Below are 25,713 nucleotides of genomic sequence, written 5' to 3'. Positions count from 1 at the left end.
GGAGGCTCAAGTTTGCATCAGCCCTGCGGCGGCGTCGCCGGCGCCCACGGGTCCTGGCCGCCCTTGGCCTTCAGCGAAACCGGCGCTTCGCCGATCACCTCGACCAGCGCCTTGAGCGCTTCCGGCACGCCCTCACCGGTCGCGGCTGAAAGCAGCAGCGGCGTCTTCTTCGCGGCGCGTTTCAGCCGATCGCGCTGCTTCTTCAATTCGTCAGGCGCAACCGCGTCGATCTTGTTCAGCGCCACGATCTCGATCTTGTCGGCGAGATGTCCCTCATAGGCTTCGAGCTCGGTCCGCACGGTCTTGTAGGCCTTGCCGGCGTGCTCGCAGGTGGCGTCGATCAGATGCAGCAGCACGCGGCAGCGTTCGACATGGCCGAGGAATCTGTCGCCGAGCCCTGCGCCTTCATGCGCGCCCTCGATCAGCCCGGGAATGTCGGCGAGCACGAATTCGCGGCCCTGCGCACTCACGACGCCGAGCTGCGGATGCAGCGTGGTGAAGGGATAATCGGCGATCTTCGGTTTCGCCGCGCTGACGACGGAGAGGAAGGTCGACTTGCCGGCATTGGGCAGGCCGACGACGCCGGCGTCGGCGATCAGTTTCAGCCGCAGCCAGATCCAGCGCTCTTCGCCTTCCTGGCCGGGATTGGCGTTGCGCGGCGTGCGGTTGGTGGAGGATTTGAAATGCGCGTTGCCGAAGCCGCCATTGCCGCCTTCCGCCAGCACGAATTTTTCGCCGAGCTCGGTGAAGTCGTGGATCAGCGTTTCGCGATCCTCATCGAAAATCTGGGTGCCGACCGGCACTTTCAGCACGATCGATTTGCCGTTGGCGCCATGGCGGTCCTTGCCCATGCCATTGGTGCCCTTTGGCGCCTTGAAGTGCTGCTGGTAGCGATAGTCGATCAGCGTGTTCAGCCCGTCGACCACCTCGACGATGACGTCGCCGCCGCGGCCGCCATTGCCGCCGGAGGGCCCGCCGAACTCGATGAACTTCTCGCGGCGGAACGCCACGCAGCCGTTGCCGCCGTCGCCGGAGCGGATATAGACCTTTGCCTCGTCAAGGAATTTCATGATTTGTACTAGTTAGGGCAGGGGGGCCCGTGCGGCAACCCTCAAGGCCCGCAACATTGGCGAAAAGCCTTAATTTTCGGGCCGTTTTTGCGGCGTCGAACCGGAAGCGAAGGCCCTCTTACGAGGCAGGCCGCCTTCGAATGAGAAACTTCTGCATCCCTTCCAGCACCAGCTCCTTGCGCTGGTTGAACACGGTCGAGCGCAGCGTCACCACGCCGGTCGAGCGGCCGGGGATGAGTTCGGTCACTTCGAGCGCGGGATAGATGGTGTCGCCGGCATAGACCGGCTTCAGGAACCGGCTCGATTGCTCAAGAAATCCAACCAGCGATTCCTCGACGATATACGGAAACAGGCCGGCGCCCGGCGCGGTATGGACAAGCGTCTGAAAACCATGCGCGAGCAGGTCCGGCATGCCGCGCGCGCGGCAATATTCGACGTCGTAGTGGATCGGATGGGTGTCGCCGCTCGCCGTCTGGAACGCGGCGAACACCGCCGAAGTCTGGGTCCGGCTCGGGATCACGAAACGTTCGCCGAGCACGAAATCCTCGAACCAGCGCTGTTCGCTCACCATGCGATGCTGGGCAGGATCGAAGTCGGTCATATCGGGTTTCCTGCGCTTGCGAGAGATGGATGAATGTACCGGTAGCGCAGCCGTCAAGCTGCGACAATTGGTACGCGTGCTGCGAACCGGGCCCCGTTCTACTTTGCATGGGGTTGTTTTCGCGATTTTGTGTCCGGGCCCTGCGGTGTGTCGCTATGGACATCCCGGGCGTCTACGTCTTTAAAGCACCGAAGCAACAAGAAGACGTGGGTGGCCGGAGCGCGAGCGGTAGCGACGCCGTCCTTCGACGGCTATGTCCGGCCATGACGGGGAAGCGCCGAATTCATCAATGAGCCTGTTCGCCAAGATCTCCACCTATGACGAGCGTTCCGCGCGGCTGGCCGGCATCGGCTTGATGCTGTCGTCGATCTTCATGTTCTCGTTCGGCGATGCGCTCGGGAAATACATGGTCGCGACCTATTCGGTCGGGCAGTTGCTGTGGCTGCGCGCCTGCGCCGCGCTGCTGGTGCTGTTGCCGGTGATCTGGAAGCAGCGCGCCGAATTTTCCCGCATCGAGCGGCCGTGGCTGCAGCTATTGCGCGTGACGCTTTCGACGCTCGAAGTCGCGGCCTTCTTCCTTGCCACCGTCTATCTGCCGCTCGCCGACGTCATCACCTATTATCTGGCCTCGCCGATCTTCGTCACCGCGCTGTCGGGCATCGTGCTTGGCGAACGCGTCGGCTGGCGGCGCTGGACCGCGATCCTGATCGGGTTCTGTGGCGTCCTGATCGCGCTGCGCCCGTCGACGCAGACCGTGAGCTGGCCGGCATTGATCGCGCTCGGCGGCAGCCTGTCGTTTGCGTTGCTGATGCTGATCACGCGTTCGCTGCGGGCGACGCCGGATATCGTGCTGACGACCTCGCAGTTCGGCGGCACCTTCCTGCTCGGCGCGCTGATGTCACCAATCGGCTGGGTGACGCCGACATCAGGCAGTCTCGGCCTGTTTGCGGTGGCGGGAGTTACGTCGGTCGTCGCGCTGCTATGCATCAACCGTTCGCTGAAACTGGCGCCGGCGAGCGTCGTGGTACCCTATCAATACTCGATGATCGTATGGGCGGTGATCTTCGGCTTTGTCGTGTGGGGCGACGTGCCGTCGATTTCGACTTTGATCGGCGCGGCCATCATCATCGGCGCCGGCTTCTATATCTTCCTGCGCGAGCAGCAGCTGGGCCACGAGGAAGCGGTGGTCAATCCACCGGCGTGAGCGAGGAAGCATAGAAGCGGCGCGCTTTCTTCCTTCTCCCCTTGTGGGAGAAGGTGCCTTCCCGAAGGGAAGGCGGATGAGGGGTCTCTCTCCGCGGAGACAGACCCCTCACCCGTCTCGAATGAGCTGCGCTCATTCGATCCACCCTCTCCCACAAGGGGAGAGGGGAAAAGAGAGCGCTGAGATGCGACGGTGAGGACTACCGCTATCTCCTCGTCGAGCTCCCCCAGTTCTTCAGCGACGACCAGACGCCGCGCGTCAGGCGGAAGCGGTCGACCGGGGTCGAGGATCCCAGCGCCTCGAAGCGGTGCAGCTCGACGCCGCTCCACTGGAAGCCGCATTTCTCCAAAATGTTGCGCGACGCCGGATTGGCGACGCGGGCGCCTGAAATCAGGTGCTCGGCATCGAACTCCTCGAAGAAGAAATCGATCACCGCGCGCGCGGCTTCGGTGCCAAAGCCCTGGCCCCAATGCGCGACGCCGAGCCAGTAGCCGAGTTCCGGCGCGTCCGGCTCGCTGCGGTCGACGCCGACCATGCCGACGGGCGAATAGTTCTGTTCGATCAGGAACACCGTCTCGCTGCTATTGGTGGACGTCGCGCGCACGAATTCGACCGCGTGGTCCTGCGAATAGGGATGCGGCAGGCGGCGGGTGTTTTCCGCAATGCGGCGATCGTTGGCGAGATGCGCAATCGCTTTTACGTCCGCGAGCGTCGGCCGGCGCAACGTCAGCCGTTCGGTCTCGAGGACGCAGCTACTCGGTTCGCGTAGCGCAGGCGTTGGAATCGGGATGTCCTGCAACATGTCGGGCTCCTGATTGCGAAAATGCGCAAAATAAAAAGGGGAGGCCGGTTTCCCGCCTCCCCTTGGAGCCCTTTTCGACTCCGCCGGTTCAACAGGACCCGGCGGACTTAAGATGTGTCCACCGTCTATTCGGCTGCCTCCGTCATCGGGACTACCGATACGAAAGTGCGACCATTGGCTTTTGCACGAAACTCGACATGACCTTCGACCTTGGCAAAGAGAGTATGGTCGGTGCCCATGCCGACATTAAGGCCGGGATGCCAGGTGGTGCCGCGTTGACGCGCGATAATGTTGCCGGGAATCACGTGCTCGCCGCCATAGGCCTTGATGCCCAGGCGCTTGCCCGCTGAATCGCGTCCGTTTCGCGATGAACCGCCTGCTTTTTTGTGAGCCATGGCCCGTCTCCGACTTCGCTAAGTTTTAGATCAATTCCTTGACGGAATCATTTCACTTTTTATCGCGCTTCAACTTTTCGTTGAAGCGTATCACTTCTTGTCGCTCTTGCCCTTCGCGGCGGGCTTCGCCGCAGCTTTTTTCGCGGGCGCCTTCTTCTTGGCGGCCTTCGGTGCCTCGTCGTCGCCTTCGGCGGCGGGGGCTGCGACCTTTTCCTTCTTCGGCCGCGGGCCGATCGAAGGTTTGGCGTTATCGGTCAGGATCTCGGTGATGCGAAGCACCGTGATCTCGTCGCGATAGCCGCGCTTGCGGCGCGAATTCTTGCGGCGACGCTTCTTGAATGCGATCACCTTGGGGCCGCGCTTGTGGTCCAGCACTTCGGCCGCCACGGAGGCGCCTGCCACCGTCGGCGTGCCCAGCACCGGCGTGTCAGCGCCGACCACCAGAACTTCACCAAGCTGCACGATCGTACCGACATCGCCGGCGATCTTGCCTATCTCGAGCACATCATCCGGAACGACGCGGTATTGCCGGCCGCCGGTTTTGATGACTGCGAACATCGTTTTTTTCCTTCGTGTTCGATCCCGGCCTCGGACATATTCCCAAAAGGGTTGCCCGGGTCGGCTTTTTGGTCAGTCGTTATGGGTACGATTTTCGCGCGGCCGGGGAGCAAGCCCCCAAGGAATTCGCGCAAAAACAAGCGGCGCGAGAAATCCCGCGCCGGATGCGGGGACTTATAGCCTGAGAAAGCCGTGAGTCAAGGCAAAGTGACCCAAAAACCGGCCAAAAATGAAGAATTTGGCCGAAAATGGCGAATAGCGAGTGGCGAATAGCGAATGGGGTACCTTATTCGCCGCCCCCACCCGCCATTCGCTACCTCGCCATCGCCCCAGTTTTGAAACCAATGGGTTCCCCGCCCGTTGTCGCCAGCGAAATCCGGCAGGGGCACAGGCCACATGGCAGAAGACATCATAACGACCACGGGCATCGCCCGCCACGGCGCCACCCGCCTGCCGTCGGTCGAGGTCGACAGTTTCAACGTCGAACTGAAGGATGACGAAGGCTTTCTCGGCGACCGCGCCAGCAAGGGAGCTTTCCGCAAGATCCTGGACAGCCTGCGCAAGCCGCTCAGGAAGAACGGCGACGATCCCCTTGGCAAAAAGTCGGCCGGCGAGATTCCAAAGGGCGAGCTCGATGAGGCGCTGGTCGGCGACGATGTTGGCGCCGCAGCCTTGGTGCATGGCGCGATCGAAGAGTTTGCCCAGGAGCTGGCCTATGTGACGCGGCGGTTCCTCAAGACCAAGGCGTGGGCCGATACCGAGCGCATCGTGGTCGGCGGCGGCTTCCGGCAGAGCCGTGTCGGGGAGATCGCCATCGCTCGCACCGACATCATCCTCAAGGCTGAGGATTTTGACGTCGACCTGGTGCCGATCCGCTTTCATCCCGATGACGCCGGCCTGATCGGCACGCTGCATTTGGCGCCATCGTGGATTTTCGAGGGCCATGACAGCATCCTTGCAGTGGATATCGGCGGCACCAACATCCGCTGCGGCGTGGTGGAGACCCGCTGGAAGAAGGCGCCTGACCTTTCCAAAGCCGACGTCTGGAAATCCGAGCTGTGGCGGCACGCCGACGATGAGCCGACGCGCGAAGGCGCGGTCAAGCGGCTGGTCAAGATGCTGAAGGACCTGATCACTGCCACAGAGGCCGAAGGCCTGAAGCTCGCGCCCTTCATCGGCATCGCCTGTCCCGGCGTGATCGACGCGGACGGCTCGATCGAGAAGGGCGCACAGAACCTGCCGGGCAATTGGGAGAGCAGCAAGTTCAACCTGCCCGCAAGCCTGGTGGAGGCGATCCCGCAGATCGGCGATCACGACACCGCCGTGCTGATGCACAATGACGGCGTGGTGCAGGGCCTGTCCGAAGTTCCCTTCATGCAGGACGTCGAGCGCTGGGGCGTGCTGACCATCGGCACCGGCCTCGGCAATGCGCGCTTCACCAATCGGCGCAAGGAGAGCAGCAAGGACAATGGCAAGGACGAGAAGAAGGCGAAAAAGAGCCGGGAATGACGCTTTCCGCGGCCGGTAAGGTTGACTGGTTAGGTTAAAAGCGGGTTCGCGTTGCCGTTTCGCTCTGCATTGCTACCGTCATTTCGTCGCTCCGGCTGACCGGCGAAGCCGCACTTCCCGGCCAGGATTTCAAAGCAGCGGCACGGGACCGTCAGTGTTTTGTCGCGTCTGGCGGTCCCACCCCATTTTTTCTTACAGCCGTTCCGGCCCGTTCTGGCGCGAATTTCTCGCTCCCGCGCCTTGTCTGCCCAGCCTTCCTCGCCTAGAACTCGCCCCGACCGCGGGCCGAATCTGCCCGTCACGGCGCTTGGAGAGGTGGCAGAGTGGTCGAATGCACCGCACTCGAAATGCGGCATAGGTGCAAGCCTATCGGGGGTTCGAATCCCTCCCTCTCCGCCAGCCGCTCAGGCCCAACTGCTCAGACAAGGAAAAGCGCCCGGTACGCCTCGTAGCGTGCAAGCAGGCCGGCTGACCTCCGAGCCGGCCATCACGATCGACTTCTCCGCTGAATCTCAACCTGCTATCGCGCCAACGCCGGGAGGATGCGATAGCGGCCGATCTCATGAGAAAGTTCGCCACGGTTCGCCAAGAGAAGCAACCCGATCCTTCTCGCCGGCACCAGTCCCACATACGCCGACGCATTATTGAGACCGCCCGGTTTGTCGACGATGTCGAGTTCGCCGAGATCTACATTTTCCCAAGCCATCGCTTGTCCGAACTCCTGGTCAAAATGGAATGCCTCGCGCTGGGTCATTCGCAAGGCCTCGCGCAACTGTGGATCGGCCACGTTGCCGTCGATGCACGCGGCCATCAAGGTGACGAGGTCCCGCGCGGAGGAGAACATTTGTCCGGTGCCCGGAAAGTCGAAATAGCCCTGCTGGTTTCCGGGAGAACCAATCGGCGTGCCCTGGTCGGAATAACCCTGAACGGTTTTCTGTAATAGCTCCGGCGGCATGATCGCTCGGTTATCCCGCCCGCGTTCCGGGATCAGCGTCGAATGCATGCCAAGGGGCGTCAGAATACGGCTTTCGACAAGTTGTCCGATCGGAACTCCATAGCGACGCTCAAGTGCGAGCTGGAGCAGGACGTAGCCGGCGTGAGTATAGATGCGCTGCTTGCCGGGCTCTTCGCCGGCGTGCGGCGTCCAGGCGTTCAGCATGTCGATGAATTCGGCCAGGGAGTACGAGGCGTTCGGCCACGGCGGATGATCCGTCGGCAGCAAGAGACCGGATGTGTGGGTCACGAGCTGGCCAATGGTTACCCGACTGATATAGTCGCCGTGCAATTCGGTGACGTATTTGTTGACGGGGTCGTCCAACCTCAATTCGCCGCGGAGCACGCCGAGCGCGACCAGCGTAGCCTCGAACAACTTTCGCACCGACGCGACATTGAACAGCGTGTCCGACGTGACGGGTCGCCTCTCGGCCTCATCAGCGAACCCGAAATTGAAGAACTGTATCCGACCGGCGACGTAAGCGGCGGCTGCAATGCCGCCTGGATGGTCGGCCGTCGTCACCGGAGCAAGGTTCTCCGTTACGATTTCTCGTACGTGCGCGTCCATCTCAGGATCCGCAAGAATGGCTCGCGTTCCGCCGAGCACAAATAAGAGCGAGAGGCACAGACCTGCGCTTGAGCGGCGAAGCCACAATCTCGTCGAACCCGCCGCCATACGGACCTCATGCGAGATCGCCGGGCGCAGGCAAACGAGCCCGCGATCTGAAGGTTGCCGATCGGAAGCCTGCGCATGCCAAGCTAGAAAGCCGCAGCGTGAGAGCCCAATCACTTCAACCGGGGGGCTGAGCACAATTGGTTGATGAAGCCGGGCTTCACACCCTTCCTCCGCCAAATGTGATCCAAGGACTAACTTGCGGCCTCACAAACCAGCTCCCCTCCACCCCGTCCGGTGATCTCCGCGATCTTGCCGTCGACGATGTGGATGCAGCGGTCGGCGCGGGCGGCGAGCGCGGGATCGTGGGTGACCACGACCACGGTCTGGCCCTGGTCTGCGATGTCGCGGAGGATCGAAAACACCTGTTCGGTCGATGCGGTATCGAGCGCGCCGGTCGGCTCGTCGGCCACGATGATCTCGGGGCGGTTGGCAAGCGCGCGGGCGATGGCGACGCGCTGGCGCTGGCCGCCAGAGAGCTGGTTGGGACGCTTGTTGGCGTGCTCGCTAAGCCCGAGCGAGCCCAGCAGGGAGAGGCCGCGCTCGCACATCTCGGCCTCAGCCATCTTGCCGGCCGCCCGCATCGGCAGCAGCACATTGTCGAGCGAGGTGAACTCCGGCAGCAGGAAATGGAACTGGAACACGAAACCGCATTTGGTCAGGCGGACATCGGCCCGGTCCGACTCCGACAATTTCGAGGTCGGCTGGCCGCAGATCATGACCTCGCCTTCGCTGGGCGCATCGAGCAGGCCGAGCAGATAGAGCAGCGACGATTTGCCCGATCCCGACGGCCCGGTAATGGCGACGAACTCGCCCTTGTTCACCGCAAGATCAATGCCGTTGACGAGGGTGTGCGAAACAGCGCCCTCGATGCGGCGGACCAGTTCCACCGCCTGCAATGCGACCTCAGTCATGATGCCCCCCTGATGATTTCGACCGGATGCACGCGCGTTGCCTTGCGCGCCGGGAAATAGGCCGCACCTGCGCAGCAGAGCAGGGATATGCCGCCGGCGATCACATAGTGCATCAGCGAGTAATAGATCTGCAGCGGAACGGTCGTGCCCGTCAGCGGATTGAAGATCGTGATCTTCGACCAGCCGTAGCAGAGCAGGTAACCAAGGATCCATCCGAACAGGATGCCGACCACGCCGATGATGATGGATTCGATGATGAAGATCCGTCGCACCGCATATTCGCGCATGCCCAGCGATTTCATGATCGCGATGTCCTGGCGCTTCTCGTGCGTGATCGTCGAGATGATGTTGTAGGTGGCAAAGGAGGACGTCAGCAGCATCGCGCCCATCACGGTGAGCACGATGAAGTCGCGCACGGAAAAGGTCGACAGCAGGTCGGCATTGGCTTCCTGCCAGGACACAGATTTGTAGCCAGTCTGCGCTTCGACCTGGGCTGCGACCTTTTGCGCCGACATCGGATCGCTCAGCCGCAGGCGCAGCTGGTTGACGACCCCGCTTTGTCCCATCATGACCTGCGCCGGCCCCATCAGCGAATAGATCTGGCTCTCATCGACGCGCTTCAGGCCGGAGCGATAGAGCCCAGCCACCGTCGAATTCAGTTGGACGCCCTGGCCGCCGATCAGGAGGACGGTGTTGCCGGTTTTCACGCCGAGTTTTTCAGCCAGGGCCTCGCCCATGATGATGCCGTTCGGCGCACGTGAAAGGTCGTCGAGCTTTCCCTCACGCATTTGCGAGGCGAGTTTCGAGACATGAATCTCGCGGCGGGGGTCGATGCCGCTCAAGGTGATGCCGATACGCGCGCCGCCGTGATTGATGATCGCGGTGGTCTTCACCGAGGGAGCCACGTCGCCAGGGATCCAGGAGCGCAGCGAGCTCATCACCGATTCCGGATATTTGATGCCGGGACGTTTGCCGACATTGGCGATGTCGGGCATCTGGACCGCCGCATATTCCTGCTCTGCGGGTTGTGTCGGCACGGAGCGCCGCTCATCCTCGACCGTGATATGCGGCATGGTGTCGACGAGCTGCCGCAGGAAGTCGATCTGCGAACCCTGCATCAGGCCCGCCATCATGATGGTGAAGCCTACCCCCATGGACACGCCAGCCATGCCCACGAGGGTCTGGCGCACCCGGGAGCTGACATGGGTCCATGCAATGCTGAACAGAAGTTTCACGGCGGCTACCGGCTGTTGCTGATGAAGTTACGACGCGCGTCACTGACGACGGAGTCGATGTGGGCGGTCATGGCTGCCGAAATCACCGCATCATCGGGATCCGAAGGCGCTGTGGTGACCGAGGCTACCACGGTCGCTTCGGGGGGTGCGCCTGGCTGATCAGCCGGTTCACTCGCGGCCGCAGGTTCCACAGCTCGGGTCAAGCTGTTGTCGATGCGAATCCTGGCGCCGTCAGCGAGATCCCTGCGTGCGGGAGAGAGCACAGGGGTGCCCTTGGATATGTCGCCGATGATCTCGGTGTTGCGGCTGCCGCGGATGCCGACTGTTATGGGCACGCGCCTGATCCGGCCGTCATCGACCATCTGAACCGAATCGCCTGCGATGGCCTCTGCCGGCACCACGATGGCCGCCGGCTTCTCGCGGAAAATGATATTGGTCTCGACTGACATGCCAATCCGCAGCGGCGTATCCTGTGGCAGCCGCAGATAGACGCGGAAGGTCTTGCGGGTCGGGTCGCCCTTGGGCGTGATCTGGGAGACCGTGGCGCGCAGCGCCCTTCCGGGAAAAGCCTCGCTTCGCAGGAAAGCCTTCTGGCCGGCCGCGATGCGGTTGATTTCTTCCTCGTTGATTTCGGCAACGACCTGCATCGGTGCAGGCGGTCCCACCCAGAACAGGACGTCGGTGGGACCGGCGATCTCGCCGACCTCGCTGTCGCGCCGCAGCACCATGCCGTCGAGCGGAGCTCTCAGCAATAGCGAGTCGAGCCGCACCTTCTGCGCGGCGATCCTCGATTTTGCTTCCTCGAGCTTGGTCCAGCGCTGCTCGTACTCGGTGCGCGTGGCGTCGTTCTTGTCGCGATCCTTCTCGGCGCGCGCCAGATCGCGTTCGAGCTGGCCTCGATTGATTTCCATCTGTTCCAGCGCGCTGCGCTCCTCGGCGTCGTCCTGGCGGCCGAGGATCTGGCCGCTCTTGACCACCTGTCCCTCGCATCGGCAAAGGTCGACCAGCCGGCGGCGCTGCAGCGGCACCACCTTGGCCCAGCGCTCGGGCTCGACGGTGCCTGTGCCGTAAACGGCTTCGGAAACCGCCGCGAGGCTCGCAATGCTGGTGGTCACCGATGGCGGATGAAGCAGATGGGAGTAGCCGTAATAGCCGGCCCCTGCCGCGGCGACGGCCAGAATTCCGGTTGCGACGAGATGCTGCAATTTCATGGTGCGTCCCCTTAAATCAGAAGCCAAACCGCTTGCGCAGGCCTGATGGAACCTGGTCGAGCAGATCACGGGCATCATCTCGTTTTGCATTCTTCACGGGAGCTGCCGACGTGGCCTTGGGAGATGCCGGCAATACCGTGACGTTGGATGGCGCCGGCTGCGAGGCCGCGGGCGCCGCCGAGACCGTGGGCGCCGGCTGCACGACCGCGGGTGCAGGTGGGGGCGCAGCCGGTGCGGCTTGGTCTGCCTCTAGAGCTCTTTCGATACTCGGAGCCTTGCCCGCGCCAGCAGTCCGAACGGCGCGCCAGGCTCTTGCTGCCACCACGGCACGGCCGATCTCATCGCTCGTCATCTTCTTCATGAGCAGCGACATCAGTTGCCGCGCACCGTTGCGGTCCTCGTCGACCTTGCTCGCCGAAGCAACGATATAGGCCCAGCTATAGGCCTTCACATTGTCCTTCGTTGTGCCGCGCCCGCTCGCATAGAGACCGGCAACGATCAAACTGGCATGGGCGTGCCCCTGATCGGCGGCGCGCGAGAACCAGCGAAATGCCTCCGCGTCGCTACGCGGACGGCCGACGCCTGCTGAATGAAGTGCCCCAAGATAGAACTGGGCATCGTCATCGCCCGCTTGCGCCGCCTGCTCGTAGTGATTGGCCATTTTCTGATCGGACGCGGCGTCGGCAAGGGCGGTGTGCGGGGCGGTCAGCAGAGCGGAGCAGCAGGCAATGACGACAACCGCTCGCTTCATGGCCGCCGAAATTGCGCAGCGAAATCCTGGCCGCAATGATCGGCTTGAGATCGGGTCGATCGATCGGAAATTTGGGGTGCGCCACATGGTTGTACACGCTTTCAGCTTGCTTGTTCGTGCCAGAAAGGCGCGTGTGAGCCGCGCTGACGCGGACTAAATCTCTCCACAGCACCTCTCGCGAACTGAAGCCTAGCCCACCTGCGCGCCGACAAATGTGCTAGGCATCACATATCCAGCTTGCCGCAGCCGGAACCCGGCTTTCTCCGCCAGTTCCATTCGACGCGCAACGAACGCGAAGCCAAGACACTGGAAGCCAAGACACTGGAAGCCAAAGCAAATGCGTTCAAGGACGTGCGCGTTCAGGGATGTGGCGCTTACGGAGTAAGCCTTGAGGCTTAAGCTGCCGTCGAACCTGCGGGCCAGCCGATCCTGGTCAGGTCTCATCAGGATCGGACAGTTGGCGCTAAACGGGCACCGGCAGATCACCTCGACCGTCGCGAATGCACCTGGCGCAGCATGGGGAGCCCAGATGGTGACAGGCCGATGGGCGTGCCACGAGATTGGTTGCCGGGCCCATGCAGTCGATCACGGTGATCATCACGGAATCGAGAAACTCGCCCGAGCCTCTCGGCCCGGGCGAGCGTCTTTTCTTCATCGCGAATCAATAATAGCGGCAGACATTGACCGGGCCGTAGGGGCTCCATTTCCAGCAGCTGTTATAAGCGAAGAAATGGCGATGGTGATGATGACCATGCCCAAAAAAACCATGGCCAAAATGACCATGGCCAAACCCGTGATGGCCGTGGCCTCCAAAGTGCCCGCCATGCCCACCGTGACCATGACCGCCAGCGAAAGCCTGACCCGGGATGGCCAAAGAGGCGGTGGTCAACGCCAGAGCAGTGATAGCGGCGGTAATGATCTTCTTGATCTTCGTCATGGACGTCTCCTTGGGTTGGGCAGAGCGAGAATCGCTCTGCGATGATTCACTCCTAGAGGCGCTGGCTGTGATGCGATGTGATCAAGGTCACCCAATTGGTCTGACGCGGCGAGTCGGGTATCTTCCTCATGCGTGGCGCGATGATTGGCTGAACCTGGCCTGACCGGACTCAAGGCACCATGCCTCAAGGCTCTCACATGCTCATCGGCGAACTCTTCATCCTCGGCTTCTTCGGCAAGATCGTTCCGGATTGGCTGAAGCAATTCGCCGCCCGCCACGGCCTTGGCGGCGTAATCCTGTTCGACTATTCCTGCCGGACGCAGCAATACGACAACAACATCGAGTCGCCCGAACAGGTGCGGCGCCTCTGCGCGCAGATTTCCGCCCTGCCTTCCGCGCCGATGGTGTTCATCGACCAGGAAGGCGGCCTGGTGCGGCGGTTGAAGGAAAGCCGCGGCTTCGCGCCGTTGCCGAGCGCGAAGGAGTTCAATCATCTCGCGCCGGATCAGAAGCGCGCGATCCTCACCGCGAGCTTTGCCGAGTTGCGGCGGCTCGGCATTCACTATGATTTCGCGCCCGTCATCGACGTCGATTACAACCCCGAAAATCCGAACATTGGAAAGATCAAGCGTTCCTACTCCGCCGACATCGCGGAAGTGGAGGCCAATGCGTTGCTGGCGGGCGAGGTGGCGCGGGCGCAGCGCATCGGCCTGTGCCTGAAGCATTTCCCCGGCATCGGCGGCGCGCTCGTCGATTCGCATCAGGGGTTCATGGATATTTCCGATGCGCTTCGGGATGAACAGGAAGAGCTGTTCTATTCGCTCGCGCCAAGGATGTTCGGCGATGCGGTGCTGGTCAGCCATGCCATCGTCAGCCAATGGGACGGGGATCACCCGATGACGCTGTCAGCGGCGGGGCTTGGCCGTTTGCGCAAGCGCCTTCCGGATACGCTCCTGATCACCGACGATATGCAGATGCAGGGATTGCAAAAGGCGCTGGGCACGCGGGAAGCCAGCCTGCAGTCGCTGCAAGCCGGCATCGACATGCTCTGCATCGGCAACAATCTGTTCGATCAGGAGCAGGAAATGGCCGCCATCGCCGAATACGTCGAACGGAGCTTGCGCGACATGACCTTGTCCGGTTCGGCAATAGAGAAATCGATCGCGCGGGTGGCTAAGCGAAAGGCGCTGTTGATGGCCTGACGGGTGGAACCCGGGATCGCCCCGGTCAAAATCCGCCGACGATCTGTTGCCTTGCGAGGCCATTGAGTCTACAAGCCTTTTTTCAACGGAAAGACCGGCGATGGCCCACAATTTCGCGATCAATGACGACGTTCACCACCAGCAGCAGGGCCCGCAGGGCCGTGCTACGGCGAAGGAACGCAGCATCTACACCATCGTGACCTGCCTGCCGATCGAGTCCGACGGCCGCCCGCGCTATCGGATCAAGAGCAAGACCGAGAACATCGAGCGGGTCGTGACCGAGGAACAGATCTCCAGGCTCGGCTGATCCCTCGCGGGCCTTCCGAACGGAATTGTTCCGCGCTGTCCTACTGCGCCTTCTCGTGCGCCGCGATGCCGATCGCCTTGTAATCATAGGTCGGATAAAACTCGGTGCGGTAGCTGCCCCAGGCGGTGTTCTCGAGGATACGGTTGACTTCGCGCAACCGCGACGCCGGCAGCCGCAGCGTCACCACCTGGCCTACTCCCATCATCACATACCAGCTCACGACCTCGACGCCGTCAGGTGGGAACGCCTTGTAATATCCCTGGCGCTGGAGCTGTGCGTTGAGCTCGCTCAGGGGGCGCGACTGGTCGTGCTTCAAGAACACGGTCAGCATCACGGCGTTGTCGGCCGTCGGCGCCGCGTTCTCCGCCGGTGGCGATGCGGTTTGTGGCGGCGCGGTTTGTGCCGCCGCGCCCGAACTGAACGCCAGGACGCCCGCCAGCACGGCCACCGTCATCCATGATCCCTTTGCTTGCGACATCGCCGTCTCCTTTTTTGGTTTCATTGCGGGATGATGTTGGGCCTCGATCATTGCGAGGCTGGTGGGGTCTGTAAATCGGAAATCGGCGAAAATGGCGGCGCAGCCCTCCAGGTTTTCGCGGCCGGTTGTGAAGCAAATCATACGCACCTGACGGCGCTTGCGCTAGTTCGCGAGGCGCAGCGGCCGCACCAGTCAGCAAGGATCGAACCGATGAAAGCGCGGCGGATGGCCTATTGGTGGTTCAGGTTCGTCGTCTCGGGACGATTTCTCGAAAAGTTCCTCAAGCTGCGTCGTCCCTGATCCGACGACGGCCGGATCCTGATCTCATCCCCTCAGCCCCGGGGATCTCCCCTCCGGGCGATGCCAAGGCACGCGGAATGCCGCGTTGGAGCGGAGGCGTAGACGCGCGCGCAAAACGGCTCGGAAAGCGGGAGAGGATCCGGTTGAATCCTATTAAGAAAGTAAATGAATCTACCGTAAAAATGCGGGGGTGACGGGCTACGGCGTTTACCTTTCGGTCATCTGTTTCGATCAAAAGCAGCCGACTTCGAGCGAATTTTGGCCAGTTTCGGCCCAGCAACGGAGCATGCTGATTGATTTCTCCGTAGTCTTACTGGTTGAGAAATTAACCATGAAGGAAGGTCGAGACCGATAAAATAGTTATATGTCAAGACAAGACCATCGCGCCGCTGATTCGCACTTCACGAAGTGGATGGAAAGCATCACACCTCTCGAAGAGAATCCTGAGATCGTCCAACTGTCCGCCGCGCGCTCGCGTGCCGCGGAAGAGGCGAGCGCTGCGATTGCCCGGCAGTTGAACGGTCCCCTCACGGCGTTGCTGCTCTATATGAATGAGATCAAGCAGCACAGCCACCAGTTTTCGCAAGCGCCCGGCAACCGGCTCTACCTGCAACAGGTGGTGGAGAATGCGCTTCAGCAAACCGAGCGCGTTTGCGCCCTGGTGAAGCAGATATCGGACAATCATCCGGCGCCGGCCTCCGATGCCGCTGGCAAGCAGATGCGCGAGGCCCCGGCCCGCCACCCCGCGGATGGCGCCCGCAGGGCGGGCCTGATGTTCACCCCGGAGGCCGGCCAGAAGCCGCTGACCAAGCGCGAGCGCGAGGTGCTGAGCCTTATTAGCGAAGGCTGCTCCAACAAGCAGGGCGCCTTGCGGATGAATATCAGCCCAAGGACATTCGAGAGCCATCGCGCCGAGGCCATGCGCAAGCTTGGCGCCCGCAACACCGCGGATCTGGTTCGCAAGGCGCTGCTGCAGCCCGCCTGATTCTTTTTCGAAAATCATGCCTGCGATGCGCGGCTGATCGCGCCGCTCGGAGCTGTCGATGTGCCGGAAGCGGGCAGGCCAAGCGGGGCTGCCCGAGCGTTTACGAACGAAAGCCTGCCCCGCACTTGATGCGGGGTGGAAGCCGGCTCGCGTCGAGATCGCGCGTTCTGGGGTTCAGCAGAGGTCTTCCATGATGGAGCGGGCGCGGGGCGCGGGCCGCAACGCGAGCGTCGGCCTGGGCTCTTCCGGGATGATCGTAATGGTCCACGCCGCCGGAACGCTCGACTTGTTTTCCACGATCGACCGAACGTGGCCTGTGACCGCCGATCCGGCCGAACGCACGGTTGCGGTCCTGCCATTGAACTGGGCGATACGGAAACGCCGTACTTCCTTCTGATCGCTCGTTTCAAACGTGAACATGGGGGACTCCGTTGGTCCCTGCACTATCCTCAGTCAACGTTATCCGGAGGTGAAAATCACAAACCGTAGAAGTACGGCTGGCCGGCATCGGCGGCGCGGAGCAAGCCGGCTCTCGCAAGACATCTTGTGAAGCGCGCCGCTTGCGGGGCGTGGCAGCGGCGGACGTGCGGCGTGGCCCCGGAGGCGGCGATGCGCTCCCGGAAGATGTCAGTCGGCTTAACCGGGAAACACCGCTTCCATCTTGGTCTTCAGCGTTGCGGCATTGAACGGCTTGACGATGTAATTGTTGACGCCGGCCTTCTTCGCGGCAATGACGTTTTCGGTCTTGGATTCAGCCGTAATCATGATGAAAGGCGTCTTGGAGAATTCCGGGCTGGCGCGGACTTCCCTGAGCAGGTCGTAGCCGGTCATCGGCTCCATGTTCCAGTCGGAGATCACGAGGCCGTACCGCTTGGTCTGCATCTTGGCGAGCGCGGCCGATCCGTCGCTGGCCTCGTCGACATTCTCGAATCCAAGCTGCTTCAGAAGGTTGCGGATGATGCGGATCATGGTGCTGTAGTCATCGACCACCAGGATCGGCATCGACAAGTCAAAAGCCATGTCTTTAACTCCGCGCAAAACAGCAAGCCGCCGAACACAGGTGAATGCGCGTCGCACGCGAAAAGAGTATCGATTGTCTTTTCCCGAACCCGCACCCGTCAGCACCGTGACAACTATCAGGGCTCATTGAACAGCGCGTTAACTCGGCGCCGGTCGAAACGCCGCAGAGGCGGCGATTGGCCGTAATAATACGGTAAGGGTATCAGGGGATTGCGCAATCCTCGCGCGCAACGGCGGCGCGATGCGTATCACAGATCGGGCTGTGTCGATCGCGGAAAGCGGTCATGCGGCCGCGCAGTGGGTGCGCGGATGCAGCAGCCTCGTGTACTGCGACTTGACCGTCGCGTAGCACTCGCAGGAAGTCTTGATCAGGCCGTCCACGTTGGTGATTTCGATATGTCCGCGGCTGTAGTGGATGAAGTTTGCCTGCTGCAGCGTGTTCGCCACCAGCGAAACGCTGTTGCGGCGCGCGCCGATCATCTGGGCCATCGCTTCCTGGGTCAGGATGAGCTTGTCGCTGCCGGAGAGGTCGCGCGTATGCAACAGGCATCGCGCCAGCCGGGACTCCACCGTGTGCGAGGCGTTGCAGCCCGCAGTCTGCTGGATTTGCGCATAGACGGCGAGGCCGTGCCGCGTCAGCGCGGTACGCAACGTGGCGCTCTGGTCTGCCGCACTACGAAGCTGGTCGAGATCGATCGTCGAGGCGGCGCCGGGCACCAGCACCTCGGCGGTATTTAGCGCGACGGGGTCGCCGAGCGCGGAGAATGCACCGAAAATGCTGTCGCGGCCGATCATGGCGATCTGGACATGCTCGCCGCGTGCGAGCTTGACGACCAGCGAGATGACGCCTTTGTGCGGGAGGTACGCACGCTTGAGCGTCTCGTCGACTTCGACCAGCACCATGTCCAGGCTGAGATCGGCGGCACGCAGATGCGGACGAAGCAATTCGAAATCGTCCGCGGTCAGCGATGACAAGAATCCATTCGGAGAACGAGGGGCTGAATCCAAAGCAGTCTCCTGCCTTACGGGCCTAGCCGGTCTCTGGCGTCTATGCGTGCAATCCGAAATACAGGATGATCCTTGCACATTTTATTGGCAAGAAGAAATGGCAAATAGACGCACGCAGTCGACGCCGCGTCGACGCCTTCCCAAGACGCCAGACAAGGCGCGTGCGCCGTTGGGCAGGTGCCCGTGCGGGCGGCAGCTATTCGTCGCATTCAGCGGCCGGTCGCGCAGCATCCGGATCGCCCCGTCGCACTCGCACGAGGTCTTCCGCGGGGCCGTCGACATCGATGATTTCGATTTGCCCGTGGTTGTCGGTGGCGAGACAGGCCCCGTTGAAGTGTATGCGCCGCACGTCGATCCTCCGTGCGAGGAATTCCCGGATCGGCGGCGGTACTCTGCCGTCGCACCAATCCCGCGCGTCGAACGACGGGCGCGATCCGTCGGGCGAGACGCATTGTGCGGAGCAGATCGCCGGCCCTGCATCAGCGGGGCTGCTCATGCCGCGCTATATGTTTTTGTAATGCGCTGCTCCGCTCGGCGGCGCCCTGGCCAGTTCGGCGGTTTTGAGATGCGGGCAGAGCAACGTCAACGCCGCCGCCGACAAGGTCCTGCGATGATCGATTGGGAGCGCGCGATACGCACGGATCGAAGGCGGCAGATCGAATGCTCGCGGCAATTTGGGCAAGGCGCGCCGCGATTCCCGGCCGTGGCGACAGGTTGTGGAACCGGCCTTATACACTGTGGAGGGCAGACAGACCGGCGATTTGCGGCAGAAATGCGGGTAGTGCACTGATTCGCAAGGCAAAACTGCCCTCGCGGTCGGGTGGAAGGTCGTCCTTCTGGCAGGGATGGCCGAAAAGGCGCATTTGAGCGTCCGACGCGGCGAGGGAAGGGTCATGCGGCGCATCCTGGCGGTCGATGACGATCGGCACACCGCGTTGCCATGGGCATATGGCTCAAGCAGCCCCACAATGATTACGACTCACAATGATTGCGACTGAGGAATGATTGCACTGAAAGTACGTTATCTGTTTCCGGGGGGCTGACATGACACGCGTTCTCATCGTCGATGACGATCCCATGGTCTGCTCGGCGATCGAGATCTATCTCGAGCGTCACGGCTTTGACGTGACGATAGCCGATGGCGGCGAGGCCGGGCTTCGTGCGCTGGAAGATTCCAGCTTCGATCTGATGCTCGTCGACATCTTCATGCCGCACATGCGCGGTTTCGAATCGATCAGGATATTCCACGAACGCGCGCCGGCGATTCCGCTGGTTGCGATGTCGGGATACGCCTTTGCCAACCTCGACTCGCCGGCGCCGGACTTTTTGCGCATGGCGCTCGAACTCGGCGCCGCACGCTGCCTGCGCAAGCCGTTCACGCCGGGGGCGCTGCTGACGATCGTTAACGAATGTCTTGCCGAAGCCCGGTCCGGTTTCGGCGGCGTCGTCCAGTCGAACTAGCGGCCCCGCGGAATTCCGCCGCCGGCGATCGATTGCTCAACGGCTCGATGTGCCGCTCACGGCCTTCCGCGATCGGCGTCGTTGCGGCGCCGGGACCGGGGGCCTGCATCAGTAAGACTCTGTTTACCATAAATGACATTGACGAAGATTTTCTTGGCCTTCCGTATCCGTACGGATCGGCGCGTTAACCTGTGGGTAGCGCTTCAGAACCAGTGTGGCACGGTCGCCCAATGAAGTTGTGGCGTTGCGTCAATCGTGTTCATCCAGAAGGATATGAGTTATGTCAGGTATTGTTCTCTCGGCTTCGGTTCGCCAGAACCTTCTCTCGCTGCAGTCGACCGCCGATCTGCTCGCGACCACGCAGAACCGCCTTGCCACCGGCAAGAAGGTCAACACCGCCCTCGACAACCCGACCAACTTCTTCACCGCGCAGTCGCTCGATTCGCGCGCCGGTGACATCAACAATTTGCTCGACGGCATCGGCAACGGCGTGCAGGTGCTGCAGCAGGCCAACAACGGCATCACCTCGCTGCAGAAGCTGGTCGACACCGCGAAGTCGATCGCCAACCAGGCGCTGCAGAGCGCGGTCGGCTACTCCACCAAGTCGAACGTCTCCACCACGATCACCGGTGCAACGGCTGCCGACCTGCGCGGCACCACGAGCTACACCAGCGCGACCGCGAGCAGCAACGTGCTCTACACCGGTGCGGCCGGCGGCGCGACGGCGGCTGCAAGCACCACCAAGCTCGGCGGCGTTTCTGGCGCTGCCACCGGCACGGCGGTGAACGACAACGCGGCGGCTGCCATCACGACCGGCACGCTGATCTATGGCGCTACCGCTGCGTTGACCACGCAGGCCGCCACCAAGTTCGTTGACGGTGACGTGCTCACCGTGAACGGCAAGACCATCACCTTCACGTCAGCCGCGACCCCAGCCGCTGCGGCGGTTCCGGCCGGTTCGGGCGTGAGCGGCAACGTCGTCAACGACGGCAGCGGCAACTCGAAGGTCTACCTGAACGCGGCCACCACGGTGGGCGACGTGCTTCAGGCGATCGATCTTGCCAGCGGCGTCCGGTCCGCCGTGAACGCCAGCGGCACCGCGACGGTCACCAGCCCTGCCTCGGGCCAGACGGCTTCGTCGATCACTGCCGGTGCGGTCAAGCTGCAGAGTTCGACCGGTGCCGATCTCTCGGTCAGCGGCAAGGCTGACATTCTCAACGCGCTCGGCCTCACGCCGGCGACCGGCTCGGGCACGGCCACCGTCGAGGCGACCCGCACGACCGACACCAACACGCTCGGTTCGCTGCTGCAGACCGGTTCGTCGCTCTATGTCAATGGCCACACCATCAACTTCGCCGCCGGCGCTACCCCGGCTGCGGCGAATGTCCCGACTGGCTCGGGCGTGAGCGGCAACGTCGTCACCGACGGCAGCGGAAACTCGACCGTCTACATCCAGTCCGCCACGATTGCCGACCTGCTCAAGGCCGTCGACCTGGCGACCGGCGTGCAGACCGCCACGAACGCGAGCGGCGCGGCCACTCTGGCCACCGCTTCCGGTCAGGTTGCCTCATCGATCGCCAGCAACGGCACGCTGAAGCTTTCGACCGGCACCAGCCAGGATCTGGCGATCACCGGCACCGGCAACGCGCTGAGCGCGCTTGGCCTTGGCGGCAACACCGGCACCGACAATGCGTTCACGGCGGCCCGCACTTCCGCGGCCGGCGGCATCAACGGCAAGACCTTGACCTTCTCCTCCTTCAATAGCGGCACGGCAGTCAACGTCACCTTCGGCGACGGCACCAACGGCACGGTCAAGACCCTCGATCAGTTGAACACGGCGCTGCAGGCCAACAACCAGATCGCCACGCTCGACTCTGCGGGCAAGCTCACGATCTCGACGGCTAACGACTATGCGTCGTCGACGCTCGGGTCGTCGGTCTCCGGTGGCGCGATCGGCGGTACGGTGACGGCTGTGCTGTCCTTCACCAACGCGGTGGCTCCTGTCGTCGATGCGCAGGCCCAGAACACCCGCGCTACTTTGGTGAACCAGTTCAACGGCATCCTGGCCCAGATCACCAGCACCGCGGCGGACGCGTCGTTCAACGGCGTCAACCTGCTCAGCGGCGATCAGCTCAAGCTGACGTTCAACGAAACCGGCAAGTCGACCCTGAACATCACCGGCGTCAACTTTGATGCCGCCGGCCTCGGCCTGGCGAACTTGACCAGCGGCGTCGACTTCATTGACAACGCCGCCACCAACAGGGTTTTTGCCGACCTGAGCAGCGCCTCGACCCAGCTGCGCACGCAGGCTTCTACCCTCGGTTCGAACCTGTCGATCGTGCAGATCCGTCAGGACTTCTCGAAGAACCTGATCAACGTGCTGCAGACCGGCTCGTCGAACCTGACGCTGGCCGATACCAACGAGGAAGCGGCGAACAGCCAGGCGCTGTCGACCCGTCAGTCGATCGCGGTGTCCGCGCTGGCGCTGGCCAACCAGAGCCAGCAGAGCGTGCTGCAGCTCCTGCGCTAAGCGCGATAGCGACGTCAACGATCAAGGCGGCGGGGAAAACCCCGCCGCCACCATCGATCCAGGATCCCTAAAAATTATATGGCGGCATGTTCGCCGCGCATTTGCACGAACGATGTTTCGTAAACGTCGTGAGCCGCAGCGTTCGCGCGCGTGTTCGAACGGGGGACGATTGTGCCGCTACGTGTTGAGCTGAAGCCATTTGAACGGATCGTGATCGGCGAAACTGTTCTCGTCAATTCCGGCACGCGCACCTCATTCCTGATCGACGGCGACGCGCCGATACTGCGCGAGCGAGACACCATCACGGCCGAGACCGCCAACACGCCGGCCAAGCGTCTCTATCTCTGCCTTCAGACCATGTATCTGAAAAACGACATTCCGCGTTACCGGACCGCCTATCAAGGCTTCCTGCGCGAGCTGCGCGAGACCAATCCGGGCGCTCGCGTCACGATCGATGCCGCCAATGCCCATGTTGCCGCGGGCGCGCTCTACAAGGCGCTCAAGGAAATCAGGAAGCTGGTGAAGCGCGAAGACGAGCTGCTTGCAGCCTGACCGGCGCGACCGTCGCTACGCGCAAGTCTCCAAATCATGAACCGGCGCGCCGGCCGGTTGCCGTCGAGACTTTCAAATGTCGTCGACCGCGCAAATGTCGTCGACAGCGCCGCCGCGAACGCCCACGACGATATTTTGTTCACCATATCCGTATTAGCACGGACGGTGAAATTAACGGAGCCGTGAAATCCGGAGGGTTAGTCTGCAGAAGGCCGATATCTGATTTTTGGAAGGCATGCTCTATGGACGACCTGTTGCGGGAGTTCCTGACGGAGACCAGCGAGAGCCTGGATACGGTCGACAATCAGTTGGTGCGGTTCGAGCAGGACCCGAGCGACGCGAAGATCCTGGATAACATCTTTCGCCTGGTCCACACCATCAAGGGCACCTGCGGCTTCCTGGGGTTGCCGCGGCTGGAAGCGCTGGCCCATGCCGGCGAGACGCTGATGGGCAAATTCCGCGACGGCATGCCGGTCAAGGCCGAAGCCGTGACGCTGATCCTGTCCTCGATCGACCGCATCAAGGAAATCCTCGCCGGCCTGGAAGCCACCGAGACCGAGCCCGAAGGCACTGACGAGGACCTGATCGAGCAGCTGCATGCGATGGCCGAAGGCGCCAAGCATGCGGCGGCCGAAGCGCCCGCTCAACCCGCGCCTGTCCCCGTGGTGGCCGCACCGCCGGTGCAGCCCGCAATGACGGCGGGCACGCTGGTGGACCAGGTGCTGGAACGTCCTTTGCGTCCCGGCGAAGTCTCGCTCGACGACCTCGAACGCGCCTTCCGCGAGACCGCCACCGAAGTCGCCCCGGCCGCACCCAAGCCGGCGCCCGCCGCCAAACAGGCTTCCCCTGAACCCGAGGCGGTGCCGGCCGCAAAGGAAGTAAAGGCCAAACCCGCCCGGAAGCCCGTTGCCATGGATGCCGACGTCCAGGAAGCCGACAAGATCGCCAACCAGTCGATCCGCGTCAACGTCGACACGCTCGAACATCTGATGACCATGGTCTCCGAGCTGGTCTTGACCCGCAACCAGCTGCTGGAGATCTCCCGCCGCAACGAGGACACCGAGTTCAAGGTGCCGCTGCAGCGACTCTCCAACGTCACCGCCGAGCTGCAGGAAGGCGTCATGAAGACGCGGATGCAGCCGATCGGCAATGCCTGGCAGAAGCTGCCGCGCATCGTCCGCGACCTCTCCGGCGAACTCGGCAAGCAGATCGAGCTCGAGATGCACGGCGCCGACACCGAGCTCGACCGCCAGGTGCTCGACCTGATCAAGGATCCGTTGACGCACATGGTGCGCAACTCCGCCGACCACGGCCTGGAGACCCCGGCCGAGCGGCTGGCCTCCGGCAAGGGCGAGCAGGGCACCATCAGGCTTTCGGCCTATCACGAGGGCGGCCACATCATCATCTGCATCGCGGATAATGGCCGCGGGCTCAACACCGAGCGGATCAAGGCCAAGGCGCTGCAGAACGGTCTCGTCACCGAGGCCGAGCTGGAGAAGATGACCGAAGCCCAGATCCACAAGTTCATCTTCGCTCCGGGCTTCTCCACCGCGGCTGCCGTCACCTCGGTCTCCGGCCGCGGCGTCGGCATGGACGTGGTGCGCACCAATATCGACCAGATCGGCGGCACCATCGACATCAAGTCGGTGGCCGGCGAGGGCTCTTCCGTCACCATCAAGATCCCGCTGACCTTGGCCATCGTCTCGGCCCTGATCGTGGAGGCCGCCGGCGACCGCTTTGCGATCCCGCAGCTCTCCGTGGTCGAGCTGGTGCGGGCGCGCGCCAACTCCGAACACCGCATCGAGCGCATCAAGGACACCGCGGTCCTCAGGTTGCGCAACAAGCTGTTGCCGCTGATGCACCTGAAGAAGCTGCTGAAGATCGACGACGGTTCGTCAAGCGATCCCGAGAACGGCTTCATCGTGGTGACGCAGGTCGGCAGCCAGACCTTTGGCATCGTGGTCGACGGCGTGTTCCACACCGAAGAAATCGTGGTCAAGCCGATGTCGACCAAGCTGCGGCACATCGACATGTTCTCCGGCAACACCATTCTGGGCGATGGCGCCGTCATCATGATCATCGATCCCAACGGCATCGCCAAGGCGCTCGGCGCCTCCGGCGCCTCGGCCCATGAGATGGCCGACGAGGCTTCCGCGGCACATGCGATCGGCGGCGAGCAGCTCACCTCGCTCTTGGTGTTCCGCGCCGGTTCCAGCCAGCCCAAGGCGGTCCCGCTCGGGCTCGTCACCCGGCTGGAGGAGATCGCCACCGACAAGATCGAGCTCTCAAACGGCCGCTACATGGTGCAGTACCGCGAGCAATTGATGCCGCTGGTGCAGATGAAGGGGGTCACCGTCCAGACCACAGGCTCGCAGCCGATCCTGGTGTTCGCCGACGACGGCCGCTCGATGGGGCTCGTGGTCGACGAGATCATCGACATCGTCGAGGAGCGGCTGCACATCGAGGTCGCCGGCCAGCAGGACGGCATCCTGGGGTCGGCCGTGATCAAGGGCCAGGCCACCGAAGTGATCGACGTCGGCCACTTCCTGCCGATGGCGTTTGCCGACTGGTTCTCGCGCAAGGAGATGCGGGAATCTTCGACGGCGCGATCGGTGCTGCTGGTCGACGACTCAGCGTTCTTCCGCAACATGCTGGCGCCGGTCCTGAAGGCCGCCGGCTACAAGGTGCGGGTCGCCGTCAACGCGCAGGAGGGGCTCGCCGCGCTGCGTTCGAACCAGACCTACGATGTGGTGCTGACCGACATCGAAATGCCGGACATGAACGGCTTCGAGTTTGCCGAGACGATCCGCGCCGACAACAATCTGAGCACGATGCCGATCATCGCGCTGTCCTCGCTGGTATCGCCGGCGGCGATCGAGCGCGGGCGGCAGGCCGGCTTCCACGATTACGTCGCCAAGTTCGACCGTCCCGGCCTGATCGCGGCGCTGAAGGAACAGACCGCCGAGGTCAGGAACGCGGCCTAAGGAATAGAGCATGATCCGGAAAAGTGGGAACCG

25 protein-coding genes and 1 tRNA gene are annotated in these 25,713 nt (G+C 62.7%); 11 read left to right on the top strand and 15 right to left on the bottom strand.

The window, feature by feature from the left end:
- Positions 1–17: 17 nt before the first annotated feature.
- Together obgE and V1293_RS22435 are read right to left on the bottom strand one after the other, a co-directional pair.
- Positions 18–1,070: a GTPase ObgE gene (gene obgE, locus V1293_RS22440; RefSeq protein ID WP_334512284.1), complete on the bottom strand. Its 1,053-nt coding sequence runs from the start codon at positions 1,068–1,070 to the stop codon at positions 18–20.
- 118 nt (positions 1,071–1,188) lie between these two features.
- Positions 1,189–1,671, bottom strand: a complete 483-nt coding sequence (locus V1293_RS22435) for a MaoC family dehydratase (protein ID WP_334512282.1) — start codon at positions 1,669–1,671, stop codon at positions 1,189–1,191.
- A 289-nt stretch (positions 1,672–1,960) separates the two neighbouring features.
- On the opposite strand from V1293_RS22435, the gene V1293_RS22430 reads away from it, so the two are divergent.
- Entirely contained in the window at positions 1,961–2,875 is a 915-nt protein-coding gene (locus tag V1293_RS22430) for a DMT family transporter (RefSeq protein WP_334512279.1), read from the top strand.
- Between the two features lie 205 nt (positions 2,876–3,080).
- Here the strand turns inward: V1293_RS22430 and V1293_RS22425 are convergent, their stop codons facing one another.
- From V1293_RS22425 to rplU, 3 genes are all read right to left on the bottom strand, one after another.
- On the bottom strand, positions 3,081–3,677 hold the full coding sequence (locus V1293_RS22425) for a GNAT family N-acetyltransferase (protein WP_334512277.1): 597 nt from the start codon (positions 3,675–3,677) through the stop codon (positions 3,081–3,083).
- A gap of 125 nt (positions 3,678–3,802) precedes the next feature.
- Positions 3,803–4,072 (bottom strand): 50S ribosomal protein L27, encoded by a 270-nt coding sequence (gene rpmA, locus V1293_RS22420; RefSeq protein WP_028348532.1) that lies wholly within the window; start codon positions 4,070–4,072, stop codon positions 3,803–3,805.
- Between the two features lie 90 nt (positions 4,073–4,162).
- A complete protein-coding gene (gene rplU / locus V1293_RS22415; protein WP_334512276.1) occupies positions 4,163–4,630 on the bottom strand; it encodes a 50S ribosomal protein L21 in 468 nt (155 codons plus the stop codon).
- A 396-nt stretch (positions 4,631–5,026) separates the two neighbouring features.
- Here rplU and V1293_RS22410 point away from each other — a divergent pair, with 396 nt between their 5' ends.
- Positions 5,027–6,139 (top strand): ROK family protein, encoded by a 1,113-nt coding sequence (locus V1293_RS22410; protein ID WP_334512275.1) that lies wholly within the window; start codon positions 5,027–5,029, stop codon positions 6,137–6,139.
- Between the two features lie 309 nt (positions 6,140–6,448).
- A tRNA-Ser gene (locus V1293_RS22405) sits at positions 6,449–6,538 on the top strand.
- A gap of 121 nt (positions 6,539–6,659) precedes the next feature.
- Here V1293_RS22405 and V1293_RS22400 read toward each other — a convergent pair.
- The 6 genes from V1293_RS22400 to V1293_RS22375 all read right to left on the bottom strand — a co-directional run bounded on the left by V1293_RS22400 (position 6,660) and on the right by V1293_RS22375 (position 12,853).
- Entirely contained in the window at positions 6,660–7,700 is a 1,041-nt protein-coding gene (locus V1293_RS22400; protein WP_334512274.1) for a serine hydrolase, read from the bottom strand.
- A gap of 299 nt (positions 7,701–7,999) precedes the next feature.
- Positions 8,000–8,719, bottom strand: coding sequence for an ABC transporter ATP-binding protein (locus V1293_RS22395; RefSeq protein WP_334512273.1), 720 nt, complete (start codon positions 8,717–8,719; stop codon positions 8,000–8,002).
- A complete protein-coding gene (locus V1293_RS22390) occupies positions 8,716–9,954 on the bottom strand; it encodes an ABC transporter permease (protein ID WP_334512272.1) in 1,239 nt (412 codons plus the stop codon). Before V1293_RS22390 ends, V1293_RS22395 begins: the two co-directional genes overlap by 4 nt.
- A 5-nt stretch (positions 9,955–9,959) precedes the next feature.
- Positions 9,960–11,165, bottom strand: a complete 1,206-nt coding sequence (locus V1293_RS22385; RefSeq protein WP_334512271.1) for an efflux RND transporter periplasmic adaptor subunit — start codon at positions 11,163–11,165, stop codon at positions 9,960–9,962.
- Between the two features lie 16 nt (positions 11,166–11,181).
- Entirely contained in the window at positions 11,182–11,916 is a 735-nt protein-coding gene (locus V1293_RS22380; RefSeq protein WP_334512270.1) for a tetratricopeptide repeat protein, read from the bottom strand.
- 661 nt (positions 11,917–12,577) lie between these two features.
- Positions 12,578–12,853, bottom strand: a complete 276-nt coding sequence (locus V1293_RS22375; RefSeq protein WP_334512269.1) for a hypothetical protein — start codon at positions 12,851–12,853, stop codon at positions 12,578–12,580.
- A gap of 197 nt (positions 12,854–13,050) precedes the next feature.
- Here V1293_RS22375 and V1293_RS22370 point away from each other — a divergent pair, with 197 nt between their 5' ends.
- Together V1293_RS22370 and V1293_RS22365 are read left to right on the top strand one after the other, a co-directional pair.
- Positions 13,051–14,055, top strand: coding sequence for a glycoside hydrolase family 3 N-terminal domain-containing protein (locus tag V1293_RS22370; RefSeq protein WP_334512268.1), 1,005 nt, complete (start codon positions 13,051–13,053; stop codon positions 14,053–14,055).
- A gap of 100 nt (positions 14,056–14,155) precedes the next feature.
- Complete coding sequence (locus V1293_RS22365; protein WP_212422716.1) at positions 14,156–14,362, top strand: hypothetical protein; 207 nt, start codon at positions 14,156–14,158, stop codon at positions 14,360–14,362.
- Positions 14,363–14,402: 40 nt separating this feature from the next.
- Here the strand turns inward: V1293_RS22365 and V1293_RS22360 are convergent, their stop codons facing one another.
- A complete protein-coding gene (locus V1293_RS22360; protein WP_334512265.1) occupies positions 14,403–14,840 on the bottom strand; it encodes a hypothetical protein in 438 nt (145 codons plus the stop codon).
- 30 nt (positions 14,841–14,870) lie between these two features.
- On the opposite strand from V1293_RS22360, the gene V1293_RS22355 reads away from it, so the two are divergent.
- On the top strand, positions 14,871–15,140 hold the full coding sequence (locus V1293_RS22355; RefSeq protein ID WP_334512264.1) for a hypothetical protein: 270 nt from the start codon (positions 14,871–14,873) through the stop codon (positions 15,138–15,140).
- A 412-nt stretch (positions 15,141–15,552) separates the two neighbouring features.
- Positions 15,553–16,125 carry a response regulator transcription factor gene (locus V1293_RS22350; RefSeq protein WP_442894265.1) on the top strand — a complete coding sequence of 191 codons (573 nt, stop codon included), beginning with the start codon at positions 15,553–15,555 and terminating at the stop codon, positions 16,123–16,125.
- Positions 16,126–16,299: 174 nt separating this feature from the next.
- Here the strand turns inward: V1293_RS22350 and V1293_RS22345 are convergent, their stop codons facing one another.
- From V1293_RS22345 to V1293_RS22335, 3 genes are all read right to left on the bottom strand, one after another.
- Positions 16,300–16,545 carry a hypothetical protein gene (locus V1293_RS22345; protein ID WP_334512261.1) on the bottom strand — a complete coding sequence of 82 codons (246 nt, stop codon included), beginning with the start codon at positions 16,543–16,545 and terminating at the stop codon, positions 16,300–16,302.
- Between the two features lie 216 nt (positions 16,546–16,761).
- Entirely contained in the window at positions 16,762–17,145 is a 384-nt protein-coding gene (locus tag V1293_RS22340; protein WP_108523063.1) for a response regulator, read from the bottom strand.
- 282 nt (positions 17,146–17,427) lie between these two features.
- On the bottom strand, positions 17,428–18,120 hold the full coding sequence (locus V1293_RS22335; RefSeq protein ID WP_442894264.1) for a Crp/Fnr family transcriptional regulator: 693 nt from the start codon (positions 18,118–18,120) through the stop codon (positions 17,428–17,430).
- 1,077 nt (positions 18,121–19,197) lie between these two features.
- Here V1293_RS22335 and V1293_RS22330 point away from each other — a divergent pair.
- The 4 genes from V1293_RS22330 (at position 19,198) to V1293_RS22315 (ending at position 25,680) form a co-directional block, all read left to right on the top strand.
- Positions 19,198–19,614 (top strand): response regulator, encoded by a 417-nt coding sequence (locus V1293_RS22330; protein WP_334512257.1) that lies wholly within the window; start codon positions 19,198–19,200, stop codon positions 19,612–19,614.
- Between the two features lie 280 nt (positions 19,615–19,894).
- A complete protein-coding gene (locus tag V1293_RS22325) occupies positions 19,895–22,144 on the top strand; it encodes a DUF1522 domain-containing protein (RefSeq protein WP_334512254.1) in 2,250 nt (749 codons plus the stop codon).
- A 171-nt stretch (positions 22,145–22,315) separates the two neighbouring features.
- Entirely contained in the window at positions 22,316–22,696 is a 381-nt protein-coding gene (flbT, locus tag V1293_RS22320; RefSeq protein ID WP_334512252.1) for a flagellar biosynthesis repressor FlbT, read from the top strand.
- A gap of 242 nt (positions 22,697–22,938) precedes the next feature.
- Positions 22,939–25,680: a hybrid sensor histidine kinase/response regulator gene (locus V1293_RS22315; RefSeq protein WP_334512251.1), complete on the top strand. Its 2,742-nt coding sequence runs from the start codon at positions 22,939–22,941 to the stop codon at positions 25,678–25,680.
- Positions 25,681–25,713 lie beyond the last annotated feature (33 nt).

This window comes from Bradyrhizobium sp. AZCC 1693 (genome assembly GCF_036924745.1).
In the GTDB taxonomy this organism is placed as follows: Bacteria; Pseudomonadota; Alphaproteobacteria; order Rhizobiales; family Xanthobacteraceae; genus Bradyrhizobium.
Note: the sequence above shows the minus strand (reverse complement) of the source record. Positions and strands in the feature narration are given on the sequence as shown.